This window comes from Sulfurimonas sp. NWX367 (assembly GCF_039667065.1).
GTDB lineage: Bacteria > Campylobacterota > Campylobacteria > Campylobacterales > Sulfurimonadaceae > Sulfurimonas > Sulfurimonas hydrogeniphila.
In genome coordinates this window covers 211,886-226,734 of the sequence record NZ_JALCZM010000003.1, presented here as the reverse complement: position 1 = coordinate 226,734, position 14,849 = coordinate 211,886, and the positions used below count along the sequence as shown (strand labels likewise).

The window sequence follows — 14,849 nt, the reverse complement described above, 5'->3', positions numbered from 1 at the left end:
ACCTGTTTTGCAGTTTAGACGATGACTGTTTTGATTTTTGCAATCAAATCGTCATTGCGTATAGGTTTCATTAAAAATCCATTTGCACCGCACTCCAAAGCTTCTGCTTTTTTTGTTTCATCTGTTGTAAGAACCAAAATAGGAAGTTGACGCAGACTTTCATCGGCACGCACGACTTTAAGCATATCGATACCACCCATGATAGGCATGATGATATCCAAGAGTATCAAGTCAATATCATCACGGCTTTTTAAAACACCTATGGCATCTGAGCCGTTTTTTGCTTCGACAACCTCTTTTACATTTCCGCTTTTCATCAGCATAGATTTTAAAAGCTTCAAATTAATGAGATCATCATCAACTGCAAGCACAACCAAATCAGTTTTTTTCATAGTTATTTCCTTAAATAAATTTTTCTATAACAAGTCTCAGCAAGTCTTTGTTTATAATATTTTTAATCGTTTCATCTACATATTTTGAATCTTCTTCACTTACAGGTACAGCCGGATCTACAATCAATACCAGGTAGGTGGAGAGATTGTTTTTTTGACTTTTCTCTTTGACTGACCGGGCGAAATCTTTCAAGTCTAAAGTTTCTGTCTCTTTGTCAAACAATATAAGTTTATAGCTCTCCTCTTCAATTTTCTTTTGCAATTCATCTATATTGTCTATGACTTCGTAAGTATATCCAAGTGAACTGAGAATTTTTGTAAAAAGCTTTGTTTCAAAGGGACTTTTTTTAGCAAGAAGAATATCAGCTTTGTATTTTGCCGGAACTTGTTCCGGTACTGCTTTTTCTTCTTTTTCCGGTACTGCTTTTTCTTCTTCTTTTGCTTCTTCTTCCTGCTGTTGTGCTTTTTCTGTTTTCTTTTCTTCTGTCTTTGCATCATTGACATCCACAATGTGGTCTGCTAAAAAATGATTCAGCAGTGTTATGATCTCTTCACGTACTAATGGTTTTGTTGTATATTCATCAAGTCCGGCTGCTAAAAATCTTTCACGATCACCCTTGAGTGCATTTGCTGTTAAAGCGATTATTGGAACATGGGGCTGGTTGTATACCTCTTCATATTCAAGAATCTCCTGCGTCGCTTCTATACCATCAAGGAAAGGCATTTGGATATCCATAAAAATCAGATCATAGTTATTGTCTTTGCGTTTTTGGAATGCTTCAAGTCCATTGGATGCGATATCAACAGTGAGTCCCAAGTCTTCAAGTGTCCGTTTTATCAGTTTCTGGTTGATTATATTGTCTTCTGCAACAAGTACTTTTGCTGCAAATTTAGACGAACCGACTGTAAAGACTTTGTTTGAAGTTGTTTTTAATTTTGGTGCTGTAAAATTTTGACTTTGGTAATTTTCAAGGGCTGCTTTTAATTTGGTATTATTTAATGGCTCATATATGGTCTTAAATATCTCTATACCCATAGAGTCTATTTTTCTCATAAAATAAGATTTTGTAAGAAGTATCAGCTTTTGCGGAAGAGTGCTGTATGCTTTTAATTCTTCTTCGGTTGCATATTCATAATCTACAAAAAGCATATCATAATTTATTTGTCGCTGGAGTGTTTCAATTTCATTTTTGTTTTTAAATGTTGTATAGCTTACGCCGTAAAAATCAAGATACTCTTTGAGATAGGTGTCTTGTCTCTTTGTTTTATGAGCAGACTCTAAAATTAAAGCATTGATTCCCAGATATTGTTCTTTGGCACTTTCGCTGATAACTTCTATTTCTTCAAAATCAAGTGTAAAGAAGAAAGTTGTTCCTTCTCCCGGTTCACTGTGCAGATCAAGTTGTCCGCCCATCAGTTCAATAAAACGCGCAGAAATTGTAAGACCAAGACCTGTACCGCCGTATTTACGTGTAATGGATGTGTCTGCCTGTGAAAAAGCTTCAAAAATTCTGGATTTTTGCTCGCTTGTAACACCGATACCGCTGTCTTGCACTTCAAATCTGATACGTGTTGTTCCTTCCTGAGGTGATTGCAGTTTTCTGATATCGACATTGATAGCTCCGGAACTGCTTGTAAACTTCACAGCATTAGAGAGCAGGTTAATGAGAACTTCTTTAATTTTTGTCGGGTCACCTTTGAGCGGCTGTTCAAGTTCAGGGTCAATAAAACATCCCAGATCAATGTGCTTTTCACTTGCACGGACAGCATATACATCAACGGCACTTTCAAACTCTTCTATAGGATTAAAGATTACATCTTCAATTTCAAGTTTATTGCTCTCGATTTTTGAAAGGTCAAGAATATTGTTGATAATTTCAAGCAGATTTTCTGAAGATTTTTCAATAATTTCAACAAACTCCTGTTGCTCTTCTTTGAGTCCTGTATCTTTAAGAAGTTCCGTAAAGCCAACAATTCCGTTGAGCGGTGTACGAATTTCATGGGACATATTTGCAAGAAACATCGATTTTGCTTCACTCGCTTCCTGTGCTGCTTCTTTATCCCGTTTTGTCTGTTCAATGATTTTTTCCAAAAGACTGTAGGCTTCTTCTGTCCCTTTGGCTGTATGAAGATTGATCTCAACTGCTTTGTCGCTTTCATTCGTGTCTTCTGCAACTTTTCTGAGGACACCTTCAAGGTTGTGAATATTTCTGGCAATTTCATTAGAGAGCAAAAAGCCCAAAACTGCCAATATGATTGAAATCAGCCAAATTGTCAATGTAATGGTCAAAAACTGTAAAGCTTCTGTTTTTACCTGAACGGCTCTGGTGTCCATGGCACTCAGGACAACATTTTCTCCCTCTGAAATAAGGTTGCTTTTTTCTGAAAGCATGGCAAACCAGACACCCGGGTTTGTTTCATACTCTCCGCTTGCTGCAGCAATTAAAATAGAAGCACGTTCTGAGTTAAGGTCATCAAAGAGCTCAAGAGCATCATCACTTTTAAATAGTTCATCAAGCTTTTTCTCAAGATTTTTGTCTTTGAGGTTATAGAAGTTGATAGCATCGGCTTTTGCGATTAATGAGAGCCATTGATTTATCTCTTCTTCTTCCATTTCTGTTGAACGGGCAAGGGTATAAGAGATAAAGTCACGTTCATCTGCAGTATAGGCATTTGCACGTACCAGCGAAATATAAACAGAAGCATAAGTGTTGATTTTACTGTCAAGCTGGTGCGACGTAATCGTTTCAAGCTGCTTGATAATTATTTTTTCTGCTTTACCGTATACCTTATTGTATATATCTTCAAAGTTTATTTTATGTGTATCAACCAATGTTCTGGCATGTTTTATACTTTGCATCGCATTTTTTAATGCCGTGTCTTTTTGTGAAAGTGCCTGTAGCTTTTGAAAATAGAGTTTTTCCTGTTTGTCAACGATCTTTCTCTGCTTTAAGAGTGATTTTAATGTATTTGGTGAGGAATTACCAAGGTACATTACGGTCATACCTCTTTCCCGGGAAACATTTCTCAGAAGGTTGTTGAGTTGCCTGTTTGTGGAAAGTTTATCCTGAAGAAGTTGTGCTGCTTTATAGTTTTCGTATGAGTTATATACAAAATAACTTGTAATAGAAATTAAAATAATAATCGGTAATAAACTAATAAGTCGAAGTCTGTTTTTTAGTCCTATTTGCATTGCCTATTCCTCTTCTTTTGAAATTGCTGTAAGTATATTTTCTATCTCTTTTACAGTTTGTGTCAGCGTCTCTTTATCTGTAGAGTGTGTGAGTGTTTCAAGTTCATTTGTAAAAGTGTGCATTCTCATATTGTCACTCATTCCTTTTAATTTTAAGGCCTGCCGCTTCAGTGCAGGGTAGTCTTGGGTGGCGAGAGCATCATTTATTTTTGCAATTATAGCATGTGCTTCTTTTATAAAGTCTTCAAAGAGTTCATTGAAACTCTCTAAATCCAGGCCTATCTCATTGGCAATTTTTTCTTTAGAATATTTTTTCTCATTTTCTGATTCTTCCTGCGTTTCTGTCTCTTCCTGCGTCTCTGTCTCTTCCTGCGTCTCTGTCTCTTCCTGAATTTCCTGTTCTTCTTGAATCTCCGGCTCTTCTTTAAATTCCAAAGTCAGTTCAGGTTCATCATCTTTAAAAGTGAGAATTTCTTCAGATTCCTGTGGTGCAACAAAATCATCATCATAAAGTTCCGGAATTTCAATTTTTTGAGGCACTTCATCATCTTTTATGGTGGCAAGATCTTCTTCACCGGCTAATTTTGCAATAATTCTGTAAAAATCATCCAGATTTGTCTGTATGATATCGACATCAGAAGTAGCATTTATAATTGAAAGTACTTCATGTGCATCTTCAATACGAAGATTCGCTGCGACTCCTTTAAGCTTGTGCGAAAGAGTTTTAACATTATCTATATTTCCTTCTTCAAGTGATTTGTAAAGTTCATCTTTAAAGTCGTTTGCCTGGGTTATAAAATCCTGTATAAACTCTTCAATCAAATCAAGTGGCAAACCAAGCTCTTTTGATGCGATATTGGGGTCAAAAACATAGGTGCTTTTCGGTTTTTGAGGAGATTCCTGAACGAAAGGCTCTGTCTTTGTTACTTCCGGGGTTTCGATGCTTAAGTCACCTACATCCAGCATTGCATCAAGGTCTTCTTTCTCTTGTGTTTCCACATGCAACGGAGTGTCATACTCATCTTGTATGACTGTTGCTTCTTCTGTTGTCTTAAGGATTGGTTGTGACTGCTGTGGAGATACTGTTTCCGGTATTGTTCTTTGCGTAATATCTCCTGAAATAGCATCATACTCCTGCGCTGTAAGTGTTCGCAGATTGTTTAAGTGTACTATATAGGCTTTTTGAGTCGGATTGTCTACAAGGTAGGCATTTGTAATTGTAATTATTGCTTTGTAGTTTTTTGAATTGGCATTAATGATGACTTTGGATTCTTCATTAGACTCTGCACATGTTATATAGTCAATCCAGTGCACATGCTGAAAATTATGTATATATCCTGGTGTTTTTACAAACAAATCTGCGAAATCTGTCACTTCTGCGCGCAGATCAGCCAAATCTTTATATCCCAGTGTATGCAGGTTTTTTTCGTCAATACCCAAAAACTCTTTTTGAAAATTATAAATTAGCATTCTTCCATCCCTTATTCCTCTTCTGTCTCAAGCATCTTTTTATATGTTTCTTCTGTTTCTTGAATATCTTTGCGAGAGGCTGCTTTTCTGGCAGCAATATAACCTGTTATATTTTCATCATTATCTCTGATTGGCAGAATTTCTGTCTCTACCCAGTAGTACAGACCGTCTTTTCTAAGGTTTTTTACAAGTCCGTTCCAAGCCTGTCCACTTTGAATAGTTTCCCACATTTTTGCAAATATGCTGCGCGGCATATCCGGATGTCTGAGTATGTTGTGGGGTTGTCCTACCAGTTCATCGGCTTTATAACCGGATACACTGCAAAATAGTTTGTTTGCATAGGTAATAACACCTTTTAAATCTGTCTGAGAAATAATGACATTTCCGTCAAAAAAATACTCTTCGTCTACAGGGATAATTTTGCTCATTAAAAAACCTTATAATTAGTGATTCACTTGAATTCTCACAAATATATCATAAAGGAGTGAAAAAAAAACTTATTTATAAAAATTTTTGATGGTTTTTGCATCTTTTGTATTTAAAAGTGAACGAATATCATCAAATGTGGCACTTTTGAGTGCTTCAAAGGTGCCATAATGATTGAGCAGTTTTTGAATTTTTGCAGCCGATATTCCATGTAAACTTAAAAGTCTGCTCTCCTGGTCAAGTTTGAGTTTTGTTTTTTTGTGAAATGTGATCGCTGCTCTGTGTGCTTCATCCCGTAAATTTTGAACCCACTGCAGACGTTTGTCACTTGTTTTGAGTCTGAAAATTTTCTCTTTTGTATAGAGAATATCCTGAGCATTTCCTTTGGCCCGGTGTGCCTTGGCATCAACTTTTTCTTTTGAAATAGCTATGACATCAAGGGCGATACCGTTGGATTCAAGTATGTCAAGTGCAAGTTTAAGCAGTGTTGCTCCTCCGTCGAGTATCCACAGGTCCGGCGGTGAATTTTTAGAAAAACTCTCTACTCTTTTTGTAAGTGTTTCGCGCATTTGGGAGTACTCGTCTTTTGCCTCCAGATGATAGGTTCTGTAGGATTTCTTGTCAAACTTTGCATTTTCATATACGACCATAGCTCCGACTGTTGCAACACCGGACATATGGGAATTGTCAAATATTTCCACTCTGTTTGGAATTTTTTGCAATTGACACAGTTCCTGGAGTTCTTCGAGTATTTTGACATTAAGTGTTTCTTTGTCTTTTTTCAATAACTCCGCTGCATTTAATTTTGCCAAAGCAATCAAGTCTTTTTTCTTTCCTCTTTGAGGGATGAGAATGTGTGCTTTTTGACCAAATACTTTTGTGAGGTGATGCGCTATAAGTTCTTTGTCCTCAAAACTCTGAGGAAGAAGAATCGGAGCAACGATGGGAGGCTTTTCATCTTTGTAAAATCCAAGCAGTGCTCTTGAATAGAGCTCATTCAAATCCAAGCCTTCATGAAGCTGCAGATACTCATGAGAAGAAGAGATTATTTTGCCGTGTCGCATAAATATTTTCACAACTACCGCTCTTTTTTCAGAATTTTCTATTGCAAAAATATCATAATGTTCATTTGTGGCAAAATCAATTTCGCTTTTAATCTGGGACCGTTCTATTCTCTCTATGGTGTCTCTGAGCTCGGCGGCTTCTTCAAAGCGCAACTCCTGGGCATAAAACTCCATTTTTTCTTCCAGTTTGCCAAGAAGCAGTTTTTTGTTTTTAATCAGCTGCGATGCAAGTGTTACTTCCTGCTGATAACGCTCTTTGCTGATTGGCAGTTCACAGGGACCGAGACATTTGTCTATCTGATAGTAGAGACAAAGTTTTTTTGACTTCAGACAGGATTTTTTCTGTACAAGTTTGCAAATATCATAAATGGAGTTGAGAATATCTCTCGCACCGACAGAGTAGGGACCATAGTAGGTGATATCTTTGGAGTTAATCACCTTTCTTGTAATGTCGAACCGAGGGTACTCCTGAGAGTTGTCTATATAAATGTAGGGGTAGGTTTTGTCATCACGGAGCAAAATATTGTATTTCGGACCCAGCTGTTTGATCAGTGAATTTTCAAGTATGAGCGCATCATGTTCGGAATTTACAATGATATAATCCATGGAAACGGTTTGGTTTATCATTTTTGAGATGCGCAAAGAGAGCTGCGGATTTGCACAAAGTTCGGGAGTAAACTGCCAGTAGCTTTTTACACGCTTGGCAAGGTTCTTGGCTTTGCCCACATACAGGAGATGGCCGTTTTTGTCAAAATACTGATAGACTCCCGGGTTGTTCGGCAGTTGTTGGATTTTTTCTTTAAGTGTCATTTTTTTCTTTTATAATTTTTTGGATAGAGAGAATAAGTTCTCTGAGTTTTTCATCATGAACAGGAATGTCAAAGTTTCCCGTTGCTCTTTCCCTGTAGGATACAATTTTTCTGGGTTGTGTCAATGCTGTTGTGTCTCCATGTAAAGCAGGTTTATGTGTAACAAAAGCTTTTATATCTGTTATAGTTTCATTTTCACATTCTGCGGGAGTGTGAAACTTTAAAGCACTTTTAATGCTTTGTATACTATTATCAAATTCTTGTTTGGCACCGGGATGATTGAGAACGAAAAAAAGTATTTTATTTTTTATATATGAAAACTTAATCATCTTTTGTAAAGGGGGGCTGAATGCCGATTGTATTTTATGAATGCATTTGTATTGAGACAGTTTGGAAAATTGAGGTTTATTTTGAAGAGAGTTGAGAATATCACTGCTGTTTTTCATAGGCTAATTATAGCAAGCTTTTTATTAAGCGTAAGCGGGTGCGGCTATAAAGCACCCCCTTATTATGAACAGAGTGTACCAAAAGAGGATAAAAATGTGAAGTTTATTATTCAAAAGAAAGAGTTTAATAATGATACGAATGAAAGCTGTGCACCGTAATGACTGAATATGATGTAGTAATAATAGGCGCAGGTGTGGCAGGACTCTATGCAAGTATGAATATCCCTGCTGAGAAAAAAGTGCTTATTATCAATAAGCGGGAAACTTTTAAATGCAATACATTCTATGCCCAGGGCGGAGTAGCGCTGGCTCGTGATGAAGCGGATATTCCGGTACATATAAAAGATACGCTTGCCGCCGGTGACGGGCTGTGTGATCCGGAAGCGGTGGATGTGCTGAGCCAGAATTCACGTCAGGCGATTGATGACCTGATAGAACAGGGGTTTCGTTTTGACACCAATGAAGAGGGGGAACTTCTTTATACAAAAGAGGCGGCACATTCCTGCGAACGGATACTGCATGCAGGCGGTGATGCGACGGGGAGATATCTGCACCATTTTCTTCTTGAACATACTGCCCATGCGATGCTCAGTGATGCAAGAGTCGTTGATCTGCTGATTGATAATGGCGAATGTTATGGCGTTACCGTACTTGATCACAGACAGCGCAGAAACATATATGCAAAAAATGTCATTATAGCGAGCGGAGGCGTAGGTTCTTTGTATGAATACCATACAAATGCACCCTGTATCAGTGCTGATATACAGGGACTTTGTGTGATGAAAGGCATAGCCCTTGACAGAATGGAAATGTTGCAGTTTCATCCCACTGTATTTGTAAATTCCAACAATGCCCAAAAAATGCTCTTGACAGAAGCTCTCCGTGGAGAAGGGGCAACCATAGAGGATGAAACCGGAAAAAGATTCCTGTTTGATTATGATGAGAGAGGCGAGCTGGCTTCACGCGATATTGTCAGCAAGGCAATATATAAATATAAAAAGAAGACAGGTATGCATGTGTATCTCAACTGTGAAAATTTTGATAAAGAGTATTTTGAACACAGGTTTCCAAATATTTGCAAGAACCTAAGGGAACTGGGCTTTAATGTTCCTGCGCAAAGGGTTCCGATATCGCCTGCTTTTCATTATGCCATCGGTGGTATTCGCACCGATTTGAATGCCAGAGTGCCAAATGTAAAAAATTTGTATGCTGTTGGCGAAGTTGCTTCAACAAGGGTGCATGGAGCAAACAGACTGGCATCGAACTCACTGTTGGAGGGTTTGGTTTTTGCAAAAAGGGCAGTGGATGATATTTTAAAAAATATTGACACTCCTAAAAGTATGAAAACATTTGAACTCCGTGATGAGGTGATGAGTCTCAAAGAGGACAAGGCGAAAAAAGACCAGCTCAGACGAATAATGTGGGAAAATGTTTCTATAATTCGTACAAAAAGCGGATTAAACGATGCTTTATCCACAATTAATGCACTTTTAAATGAAAATATTGGTAAACTACTAAAATTTCGTTTACTGACGGCAAAAGAGATAGTAATATCTGCATTAAACAGGCATGAATCCATAGGGGTTCATACAATACAAGAGGAGAATTAATGGAACACGAAGCAATAAATCTTGCAACAACCTGGGTAGGATGGCTGAGCTTAGCTGTCTTTGTTATAGCGTATTATTTTATCGCTACAGAAGAAAAATATGAGATAAACAAAGCAAAACCGGCACTGTTTGCCGGTACATTTATGTTTATGCTTATCGGTATTTATTATGCTATTAACGGGATGAATCCTGATCCGCTGCATGATGAACTGGAAAAACTGATTTTGGAAATAGCCGAAATTTTCTTTTTCCTGCTTGTTGCAATGACTTTTATTGAGACGCTTTTAGAACGCGGTGTTTTTGATCTGTTAAAGTATAAACTTGTTTCAAAAGGGTATACCTATAAAAAACTCTTTTGGCTGACCGGTCTGCTGGCATTTTTTATCTCCCCTGTCGCAGACAATCTGACAACTGCTTTGATCCTTTCCACCGTGCTTTTTACGATTGACAAGAAAAATCTTTCATTTTTGGTTCCGGGAGCTATAAATATTGTCGTAGCTGCCAATGCAGGCGGCGCATGGTCTCCGTTTGGTGACATTACAACACTCATGGCATGGACTGCCGGCAAAGGAGAGTTTGTGGACTTTCTTTTCCTATTTCCTGCTTCTGTTGTCGGCTGGGTTGTTACAGCATTTTTACTCTCTTTGTCCGTTCCCTCAGGAGAACCGCCGTTTGATGCAGCGACAGAAAAGAAACCCAAAGTACTTGATGGCGGAATAACCGTTGCCTATTTGGGAGTATTGACCATTGCAATTGCTGTTCTCGGGCATACATTTTTTCATTTTCCGGCAATGTGGGGTATGATGTTCGGTCTGGCTATTTTAAAACTTTATGCGTTCCAGCTTGAAAGAACAGGAAAGAACAGTTTTAACATTTATGTCAATATGGAAAAGGTAGAGAACGATACGCTTCTTTTCTTCTTCGGTATTCTTTCGGCTGTCGGAGCATTGCACTTTTTAGGATTTTTGGAATACATCCATCATCTGTATGAGTTGCTTGGTTCAACCACAGCCAATATCGGTGTCGGATTCCTTTCTGCAATTGTAGACAATGTACCGGTAATGAGTGCAATTTTAAAATCTTCTCCAAACATGGGAATAGACCAGTGGATGCTTGTGACCATGACAGCGGGTATCGGCGGCAGTCTGATCTCTTTTGGTTCGGCAGCCGGTGTCGGAGTTATGGGAAAACTTCGCGGAATCTATACTTTCGGTTCACACATGAAGCATTCATGGACTATTTTAGTGGGATATGCGGTCTCTATTATAATCTGGTACGTTCAGTTTGAAATTATGGGACTTTATTAAAAATCCAAATTTCGGAACCCGCACTTTATGTGCGGGCTTTGTCTCTAATGGCTAAGACTTGGATTTCCAAGAACAAATCAAACATTAATCTTATTTATTGTATCCTTTCATAACTTAAATTCTTTTCAACTTTTCTTTTCTCAAAAAACATTGTTTTTTGTAGCTTTAGGGGGTTGTAGGGACGCAGAGTCCCTGCTGTAAAATGGGCTTTTGCTCATTTTATATATAAATTTATCAAAAGGCATTTCAATGACAAATGTTAGCATTATAGTTTTAGACTTTGGTTCTCAATACACACAACTCATCGCTCGTCGTCTTCGTGAAGATAAAATATACTGTGAAATCCTTCCTTTTCATACAAAAGCCCAGGATATTGCAGCGAAAAATCCTCAGGGTATCATACTCAGCGGAGGTCCCTCTTCTGTATACAACAAAGATGCCTATGAAGTTGACAAAGAGGTTTATAAAATGGGCATTCCGATTCTTGGTATCTGTTATGGAATGCAAAGGATTGCGGTAGATTTTGGCGGTTCGGTTATACGTTCTGACCACCATGAATACGGAAAAGCAGAACTTGACATAGTCGGGTATCCTGACAATGTTTCTCCTCTTTTTAAAGATTGTGACAATCACACTGTAGTATGGATGAGCCACTCGGACAGAGTAGAAACACTTCCTGAGGGTTTTAAGGTAATCGCCACATCTGACAATTCACCGTATGCGGCCATTGCAAATGATGAAAAACGTGTCTATGCGCTTCAGTTTCATCCGGAAGTACAGCACTCTGAAGAAGGATACCTGATGCTTCGCAACTTTGCAAAAAATATCTGTGGCGTCACAGAAAAATGGAAAATGGAGCATTTTCTCAAGCAGCAGATTGAATCCATTCGCGAACGTGTCGGTGACGCCAAAGTGCTTTGCGGATTAAGCGGGGGAGTTGACAGTTCTGTTGTGGCAGCAATGCTGTATGAAGCAATCGGGGATCAGCTTATTCCTGTGTTTGTAGATAACGGACTGTTACGCAAAGGTGAGAGAGAGCAGGTTGAAGAAGTTTTCAAAGTAAATCTCAAAGCGCCTCTTGTTACTGTGGATGCAGCGGATAATTTCTTAACAAAACTGGCAGGAGTGAGCGACCCTGAACAAAAACGCAAAATTATCGGGCATACTTTTATAGAAGAGTTTGAAAAAGAGGCGAAAAAACATGACGGTATTAAGTTTTTGGCACAGGGAACACTCTATCCGGATGTCATTGAATCTATCTCTGTCAACGGTCCCTCAGAAGTGATTAAATCTCACCATAATGTCGGCGGTCTTCCTGACTGGATGGATTTTGAACTGATTGAGCCGCTGCGTGAACTTTTTAAAGACGAAGTACGTAAAATCGGACTGGAACTGGGACTTCCGGAGAGTATGATTAACCGTCATCCTTTTCCCGGACCTGGTCTTGCTATTAGAATCATGGGGGATGTCAATGTTCCTGATTTGGATCTTTTACGCGAAGCAGATGTTATTTTACTCGATGAACTCAAAGCAAGCGGATATTATGCAAAAACATGGCAGGCTTTTGCCGTGCTTTTAAATGTAAAATCAGTAGGGGTTATGGGTGACAACCGTACCTATGACAACACGGTATGTATCAGAGTTGTAGAAGCAGTTGATGGTATGACAGCAACATTCGCACATCTGCCGCATGACCTGCTTGAGAGAATTTCAAGAAGAATCATTAATGAGGTTGATGGAATAAACCGCGTAGTTTATGATATATCATCTAAACCGCCCGCAACAATAGAGTGGGAATAAAATTGAGAAAAATTTCGGCTCATCTTGAAAGGATTGAGGAATCAGCATAGTTTAACTATGCCTTAACCTCAAAACATTCCAATCTGAACCAAACTTTTTACGATTTCCATAAACGAGGAAATTTCAATGCATAACAAGCCCATTTACCTTTTTTCTGTCTCTTCTCATCCTGATGCTCACCATGTAAACTCTTTGGATATTACTTTTTTTCAGCCTGATATTGATTTTTCCAAATATGATTATCTGATAATTACCTCAAAGCAGGCATCAAAAGCGTTGCAACAGTATGAGAAAAAAGAGTATATAAAGAAGCAGGCGCTGTGTATCTCAAAACAGAGTGCAAAAAGTTTTGAAGATTTAGGGGGTCAGGTCCTGGCTGTCGGTAAGGGGTACGGCGATACTCTTGCGGAAAAAATAAAACAATACCCAAAAGAGACAAAATGGCTTTATTTGCGTGCTGAACTTGTTGCTTCTGATTTTGTCCTTACATGTAAAGAAGAGGGATACTGTATAGATGAAAAAATTGTCTATGCAAGCAAGTGCAGTGAAGAGTTGTTACATGTAACAGTGCCGCAGGAGGCTATACTTATTTTCACCTCTCCTTCAAGTGTAGAGTGTTTTTTAAGCAGGCATTCTTTGCTGCACACACATAAAATAATCGTTATAGGCAAAACAACGGCAAAAGCACTGCCAAAAAACTGCTCCTGTATTCTCTCTGATGAGACAACTATTGAGAGTTGTATGCAAATAGCGCATTCCCTAAAATAAAAACAAGCATATTTTTAGTATAATTATCCTGTTAATCTGAGTAGTTCGTGTCAGCACATATATGCGGGTTCTACATATTCAACCTGTGAATCAGTAGGGTTGTCGTGTGTCGGTGGTTTCGCTTGAGGTATGTTTACTCTGCCGATGAAATTGCCGCCGTCAGGCAACCCTCTCTTCACCCAAATTCGGCTTTTAGAACCAAGCCAGTAGTGCGACGGCTGCTCGGGTTAATGCAAAAAAAGTTTATTTATTTCATCAGGGTGGGCTAAATAAATTTTTTAATTATATGGAGATACAAATGAAAATATTGATCTTGGGGAGCGGTGGACGAGAATACTCTATTGCCCGTGCTATAAAAAATGAAGAAGAGGAACATGAACTTTTTTTTCAGCCTGGAAACGGTGCAACAAACAATCTGGGAACAAACCTCGATATCAAAGATTACAATGATTTGGCAGCATTTGCAAAAAAAAATGAGATTGATTTGACTATAGTAGGTCCTGAAGCGCCTCTGGTGGATGGTGTTGTTGACATATTTAAAGCACAGGGACTGACAATTTTCGGACCGGGTAAAGAAGCTGCTCAGCTTGAAGGCTCAAAAGTCTACATGAAAAACTTTTTGGCAAAATACAATATTCCTACCGCAAAATATATAGAGAGTGATTCGATAGAAGAGCTGTTCAGGTTTACAAACACCCTGCAGACACCTATCGTTGTAAAAGCAGATGGTCTGTGTGGCGGAAAGGGTGTTATCATCGCACAATCCCATGATGAGGCAAAAAAAGCAATTTCCGAAATGCTCAGCGGAAAAAGTTTCGGTGATGCGGGTAAAAAAGTAATCGTGGAAGAGTTTTTAGACGGCTATGAACTTTCTATGTTTGCAGTATGTGACGGGAAAGATTATATCTTGCTTCCGGCTGCACAGGATCACAAACGCCTGCTTGACGGTGACAAAGGTCCAAATACAGGGGGAATGGGTGCCTATGCCCCGACTCCGCTTGTAGATGAAACACTGTACCAAAAAGTACGAGAGCGTATTATCCGCCCTACACTTGAGGGCATGCAACAAGAGGGTGCACCTTTTGAGGGTGTACTTTTTATCGGTATTATGGTGGTAAACGGTGAGCCGATTACTCTGGAATTTAATGTACGTTTCGGAGATCCTGAATGTGAAATTCTTATGCCGTTAATGACTTCAAGCGTATCTGACATGTTTTACAAAGCGGCAACAAACCGTTTGGGCGAAATCAAAGTAGAATTTTCAGACCAGTATGCTGTCGGTGTGGTTATGGCGAGTGAAAATTATCCGTACGGACCATCAACGCCTGCTGAAATTATTTTAGATGATGTCAAGCATAAAGAAATAGAAGAAAATACACATATATCTTTTGCCGGTGTTACAATGGAAGACGGGAAACTCTACGCAACGGGTGGACGTGTTTTGGTATGTGTCGGTTTGGGTGAGAGTATCAAAGAGGCACGTGACAGAGCCTATATGAGATGTGGACAGGTTCATTTTGCAGGAAAAAAACTTCGTACAGATATCGCCTACCAAGCTCTTTAG

Annotated in this window: 13 protein-coding genes; 6 read left to right on the top strand and 7 right to left on the bottom strand. The window is 38.8% G+C overall.

Annotation, left to right across the window (positions count from 1 at the left end; genetic code table 11):
• Positions 1-14: 14 nt before the first annotated feature.
• The 6 genes from MNY28_RS09835 to MNY28_RS09810 form a co-directional block, all read right to left on the bottom strand.
• Positions 15-392 carry a response regulator gene (locus MNY28_RS09835; protein ID WP_151899427.1) on the bottom strand — a complete coding sequence of 126 codons (378 nt, stop codon included), beginning with the start codon at positions 390-392 and terminating at the stop codon, positions 15-17.
• Positions 393-402: 10 nt separating this feature from the next.
• Complete coding sequence (locus MNY28_RS09830) at positions 403-3,585, bottom strand: ATP-binding protein (RefSeq protein ID WP_346389723.1); 3,183 nt, start codon at positions 3,583-3,585, stop codon at positions 403-405.
• 3 nt (positions 3,586-3,588) lie between these two features.
• A complete protein-coding gene (locus tag MNY28_RS09825) occupies positions 3,589-5,055 on the bottom strand; it encodes an Hpt domain-containing protein (RefSeq protein ID WP_346389722.1) in 1,467 nt (488 codons plus the stop codon).
• A gap of 11 nt (positions 5,056-5,066) precedes the next feature.
• Positions 5,067-5,483, bottom strand: a complete 417-nt coding sequence (locus tag MNY28_RS09820) for a PAS domain-containing protein (RefSeq protein ID WP_151899430.1) — start codon at positions 5,481-5,483, stop codon at positions 5,067-5,069.
• 69 nt (positions 5,484-5,552) lie between these two features.
• Positions 5,553-7,355 carry an excinuclease ABC subunit UvrC gene (uvrC, locus tag MNY28_RS09815; RefSeq protein ID WP_151899431.1) on the bottom strand — a complete coding sequence of 601 codons (1,803 nt, stop codon included), beginning with the start codon at positions 7,353-7,355 and terminating at the stop codon, positions 5,553-5,555.
• Positions 7,345-7,683, bottom strand: a complete 339-nt coding sequence (locus MNY28_RS09810) for a hypothetical protein (RefSeq protein ID WP_230973291.1) — start codon at positions 7,681-7,683, stop codon at positions 7,345-7,347. Before MNY28_RS09810 ends, uvrC begins: the two co-directional genes overlap by 11 nt.
• 81 nt (positions 7,684-7,764) lie before the next feature.
• On the opposite strand from MNY28_RS09810, the gene MNY28_RS09805 reads away from it, so the two are divergent.
• The 5 genes from MNY28_RS09805 to MNY28_RS09785 all read left to right on the top strand — a co-directional run bounded on the left by MNY28_RS09805 (position 7,765) and on the right by MNY28_RS09785 (position 13,285).
• Positions 7,765-7,959 (top strand): hypothetical protein, encoded by a 195-nt coding sequence (locus tag MNY28_RS09805; RefSeq protein WP_151899433.1) that lies wholly within the window; start codon positions 7,765-7,767, stop codon positions 7,957-7,959.
• Positions 7,959-9,410, top strand: a complete 1,452-nt coding sequence (gene nadB / locus MNY28_RS09800; RefSeq protein WP_346389721.1) for an L-aspartate oxidase — start codon at positions 7,959-7,961, stop codon at positions 9,408-9,410. The genes MNY28_RS09805 and nadB overlap by 1 nt, the downstream gene beginning before the upstream one ends.
• The gene (gene nhaD / locus MNY28_RS09795; RefSeq protein ID WP_346389720.1) at positions 9,410-10,717 is read left to right on the top strand and encodes a sodium:proton antiporter NhaD; all 1,308 of its coding nucleotides are present in this window, start codon (positions 9,410-9,412) and stop codon (positions 10,715-10,717) included. Before nadB ends, nhaD begins: the two co-directional genes overlap by 1 nt.
• A 249-nt stretch (positions 10,718-10,966) precedes the next feature.
• Entirely contained in the window at positions 10,967-12,517 is a 1,551-nt protein-coding gene (gene guaA, locus MNY28_RS09790; protein WP_151899436.1) for a glutamine-hydrolyzing GMP synthase, read from the top strand.
• Positions 12,518-12,643: 126 nt separating this feature from the next.
• Positions 12,644-13,285 carry a uroporphyrinogen-III synthase gene (locus MNY28_RS09785; RefSeq protein WP_151899437.1) on the top strand — a complete coding sequence of 214 codons (642 nt, stop codon included), beginning with the start codon at positions 12,644-12,646 and terminating at the stop codon, positions 13,283-13,285.
• A gap of 50 nt (positions 13,286-13,335) precedes the next feature.
• Here MNY28_RS09785 and MNY28_RS09780 read toward each other — a convergent pair whose 3' ends face one another.
• Positions 13,336-13,464: a hypothetical protein gene (locus MNY28_RS09780; protein WP_346389719.1), complete on the bottom strand. Its 129-nt coding sequence runs from the start codon at positions 13,462-13,464 to the stop codon at positions 13,336-13,338.
• Between the two features lie 119 nt (positions 13,465-13,583).
• On the opposite strand from MNY28_RS09780, the gene purD reads away from it, so the two are divergent.
• Entirely contained in the window at positions 13,584-14,849 is a 1,266-nt protein-coding gene (gene purD, locus MNY28_RS09775) for a phosphoribosylamine--glycine ligase (RefSeq protein WP_346389718.1), read from the top strand.

Excerpts from the sequence above, each read along its gene's own strand:
- purD (WP_346389718.1), top strand. The coding sequence starts at position 13,584 with ATGAAAATATTGATCTTGGGGAGCGGTGGACGAGAATACTCTATTGCC.
- nadB (WP_346389721.1), top strand. The coding sequence starts at position 7,959 with ATGACTGAATATGATGTAGTAATAATAGGCGCAGGTGTGGCAGGACTC.
- MNY28_RS09835 (WP_151899427.1), bottom strand. The coding sequence starts at position 392 with ATGAAAAAAACTGATTTGGTTGTGCTTGCAGTTGATGATGATCTCATT.
- MNY28_RS09785 (WP_151899437.1), top strand. The coding sequence starts at position 12,644 with ATGCATAACAAGCCCATTTACCTTTTTTCTGTCTCTTCTCATCCTGAT.
- MNY28_RS09825 (WP_346389722.1), bottom strand. The coding sequence starts at position 5,055 with ATGCTAATTTATAATTTTCAAAAAGAGTTTTTGGGTATTGACGAAAAA.
- MNY28_RS09810 (WP_230973291.1), bottom strand. The coding sequence starts at position 7,683 with ATGATTAAGTTTTCATATATAAAAAATAAAATACTTTTTTTCGTTCTC.
- uvrC (WP_151899431.1), bottom strand. The coding sequence starts at position 7,355 with ATGACACTTAAAGAAAAAATCCAACAACTGCCGAACAACCCGGGAGTC.
- guaA (WP_151899436.1), top strand. The coding sequence starts at position 10,967 with ATGACAAATGTTAGCATTATAGTTTTAGACTTTGGTTCTCAATACACA.
- MNY28_RS09830 (WP_346389723.1), bottom strand. The coding sequence starts at position 3,585 with ATGCAAATAGGACTAAAAAACAGACTTCGACTTATTAGTTTATTACCG.
- MNY28_RS09820 (WP_151899430.1), bottom strand. The coding sequence starts at position 5,483 with ATGAGCAAAATTATCCCTGTAGACGAAGAGTATTTTTTTGACGGAAAT.
- nhaD (WP_346389720.1), top strand. The coding sequence starts at position 9,410 with ATGGAACACGAAGCAATAAATCTTGCAACAACCTGGGTAGGATGGCTG.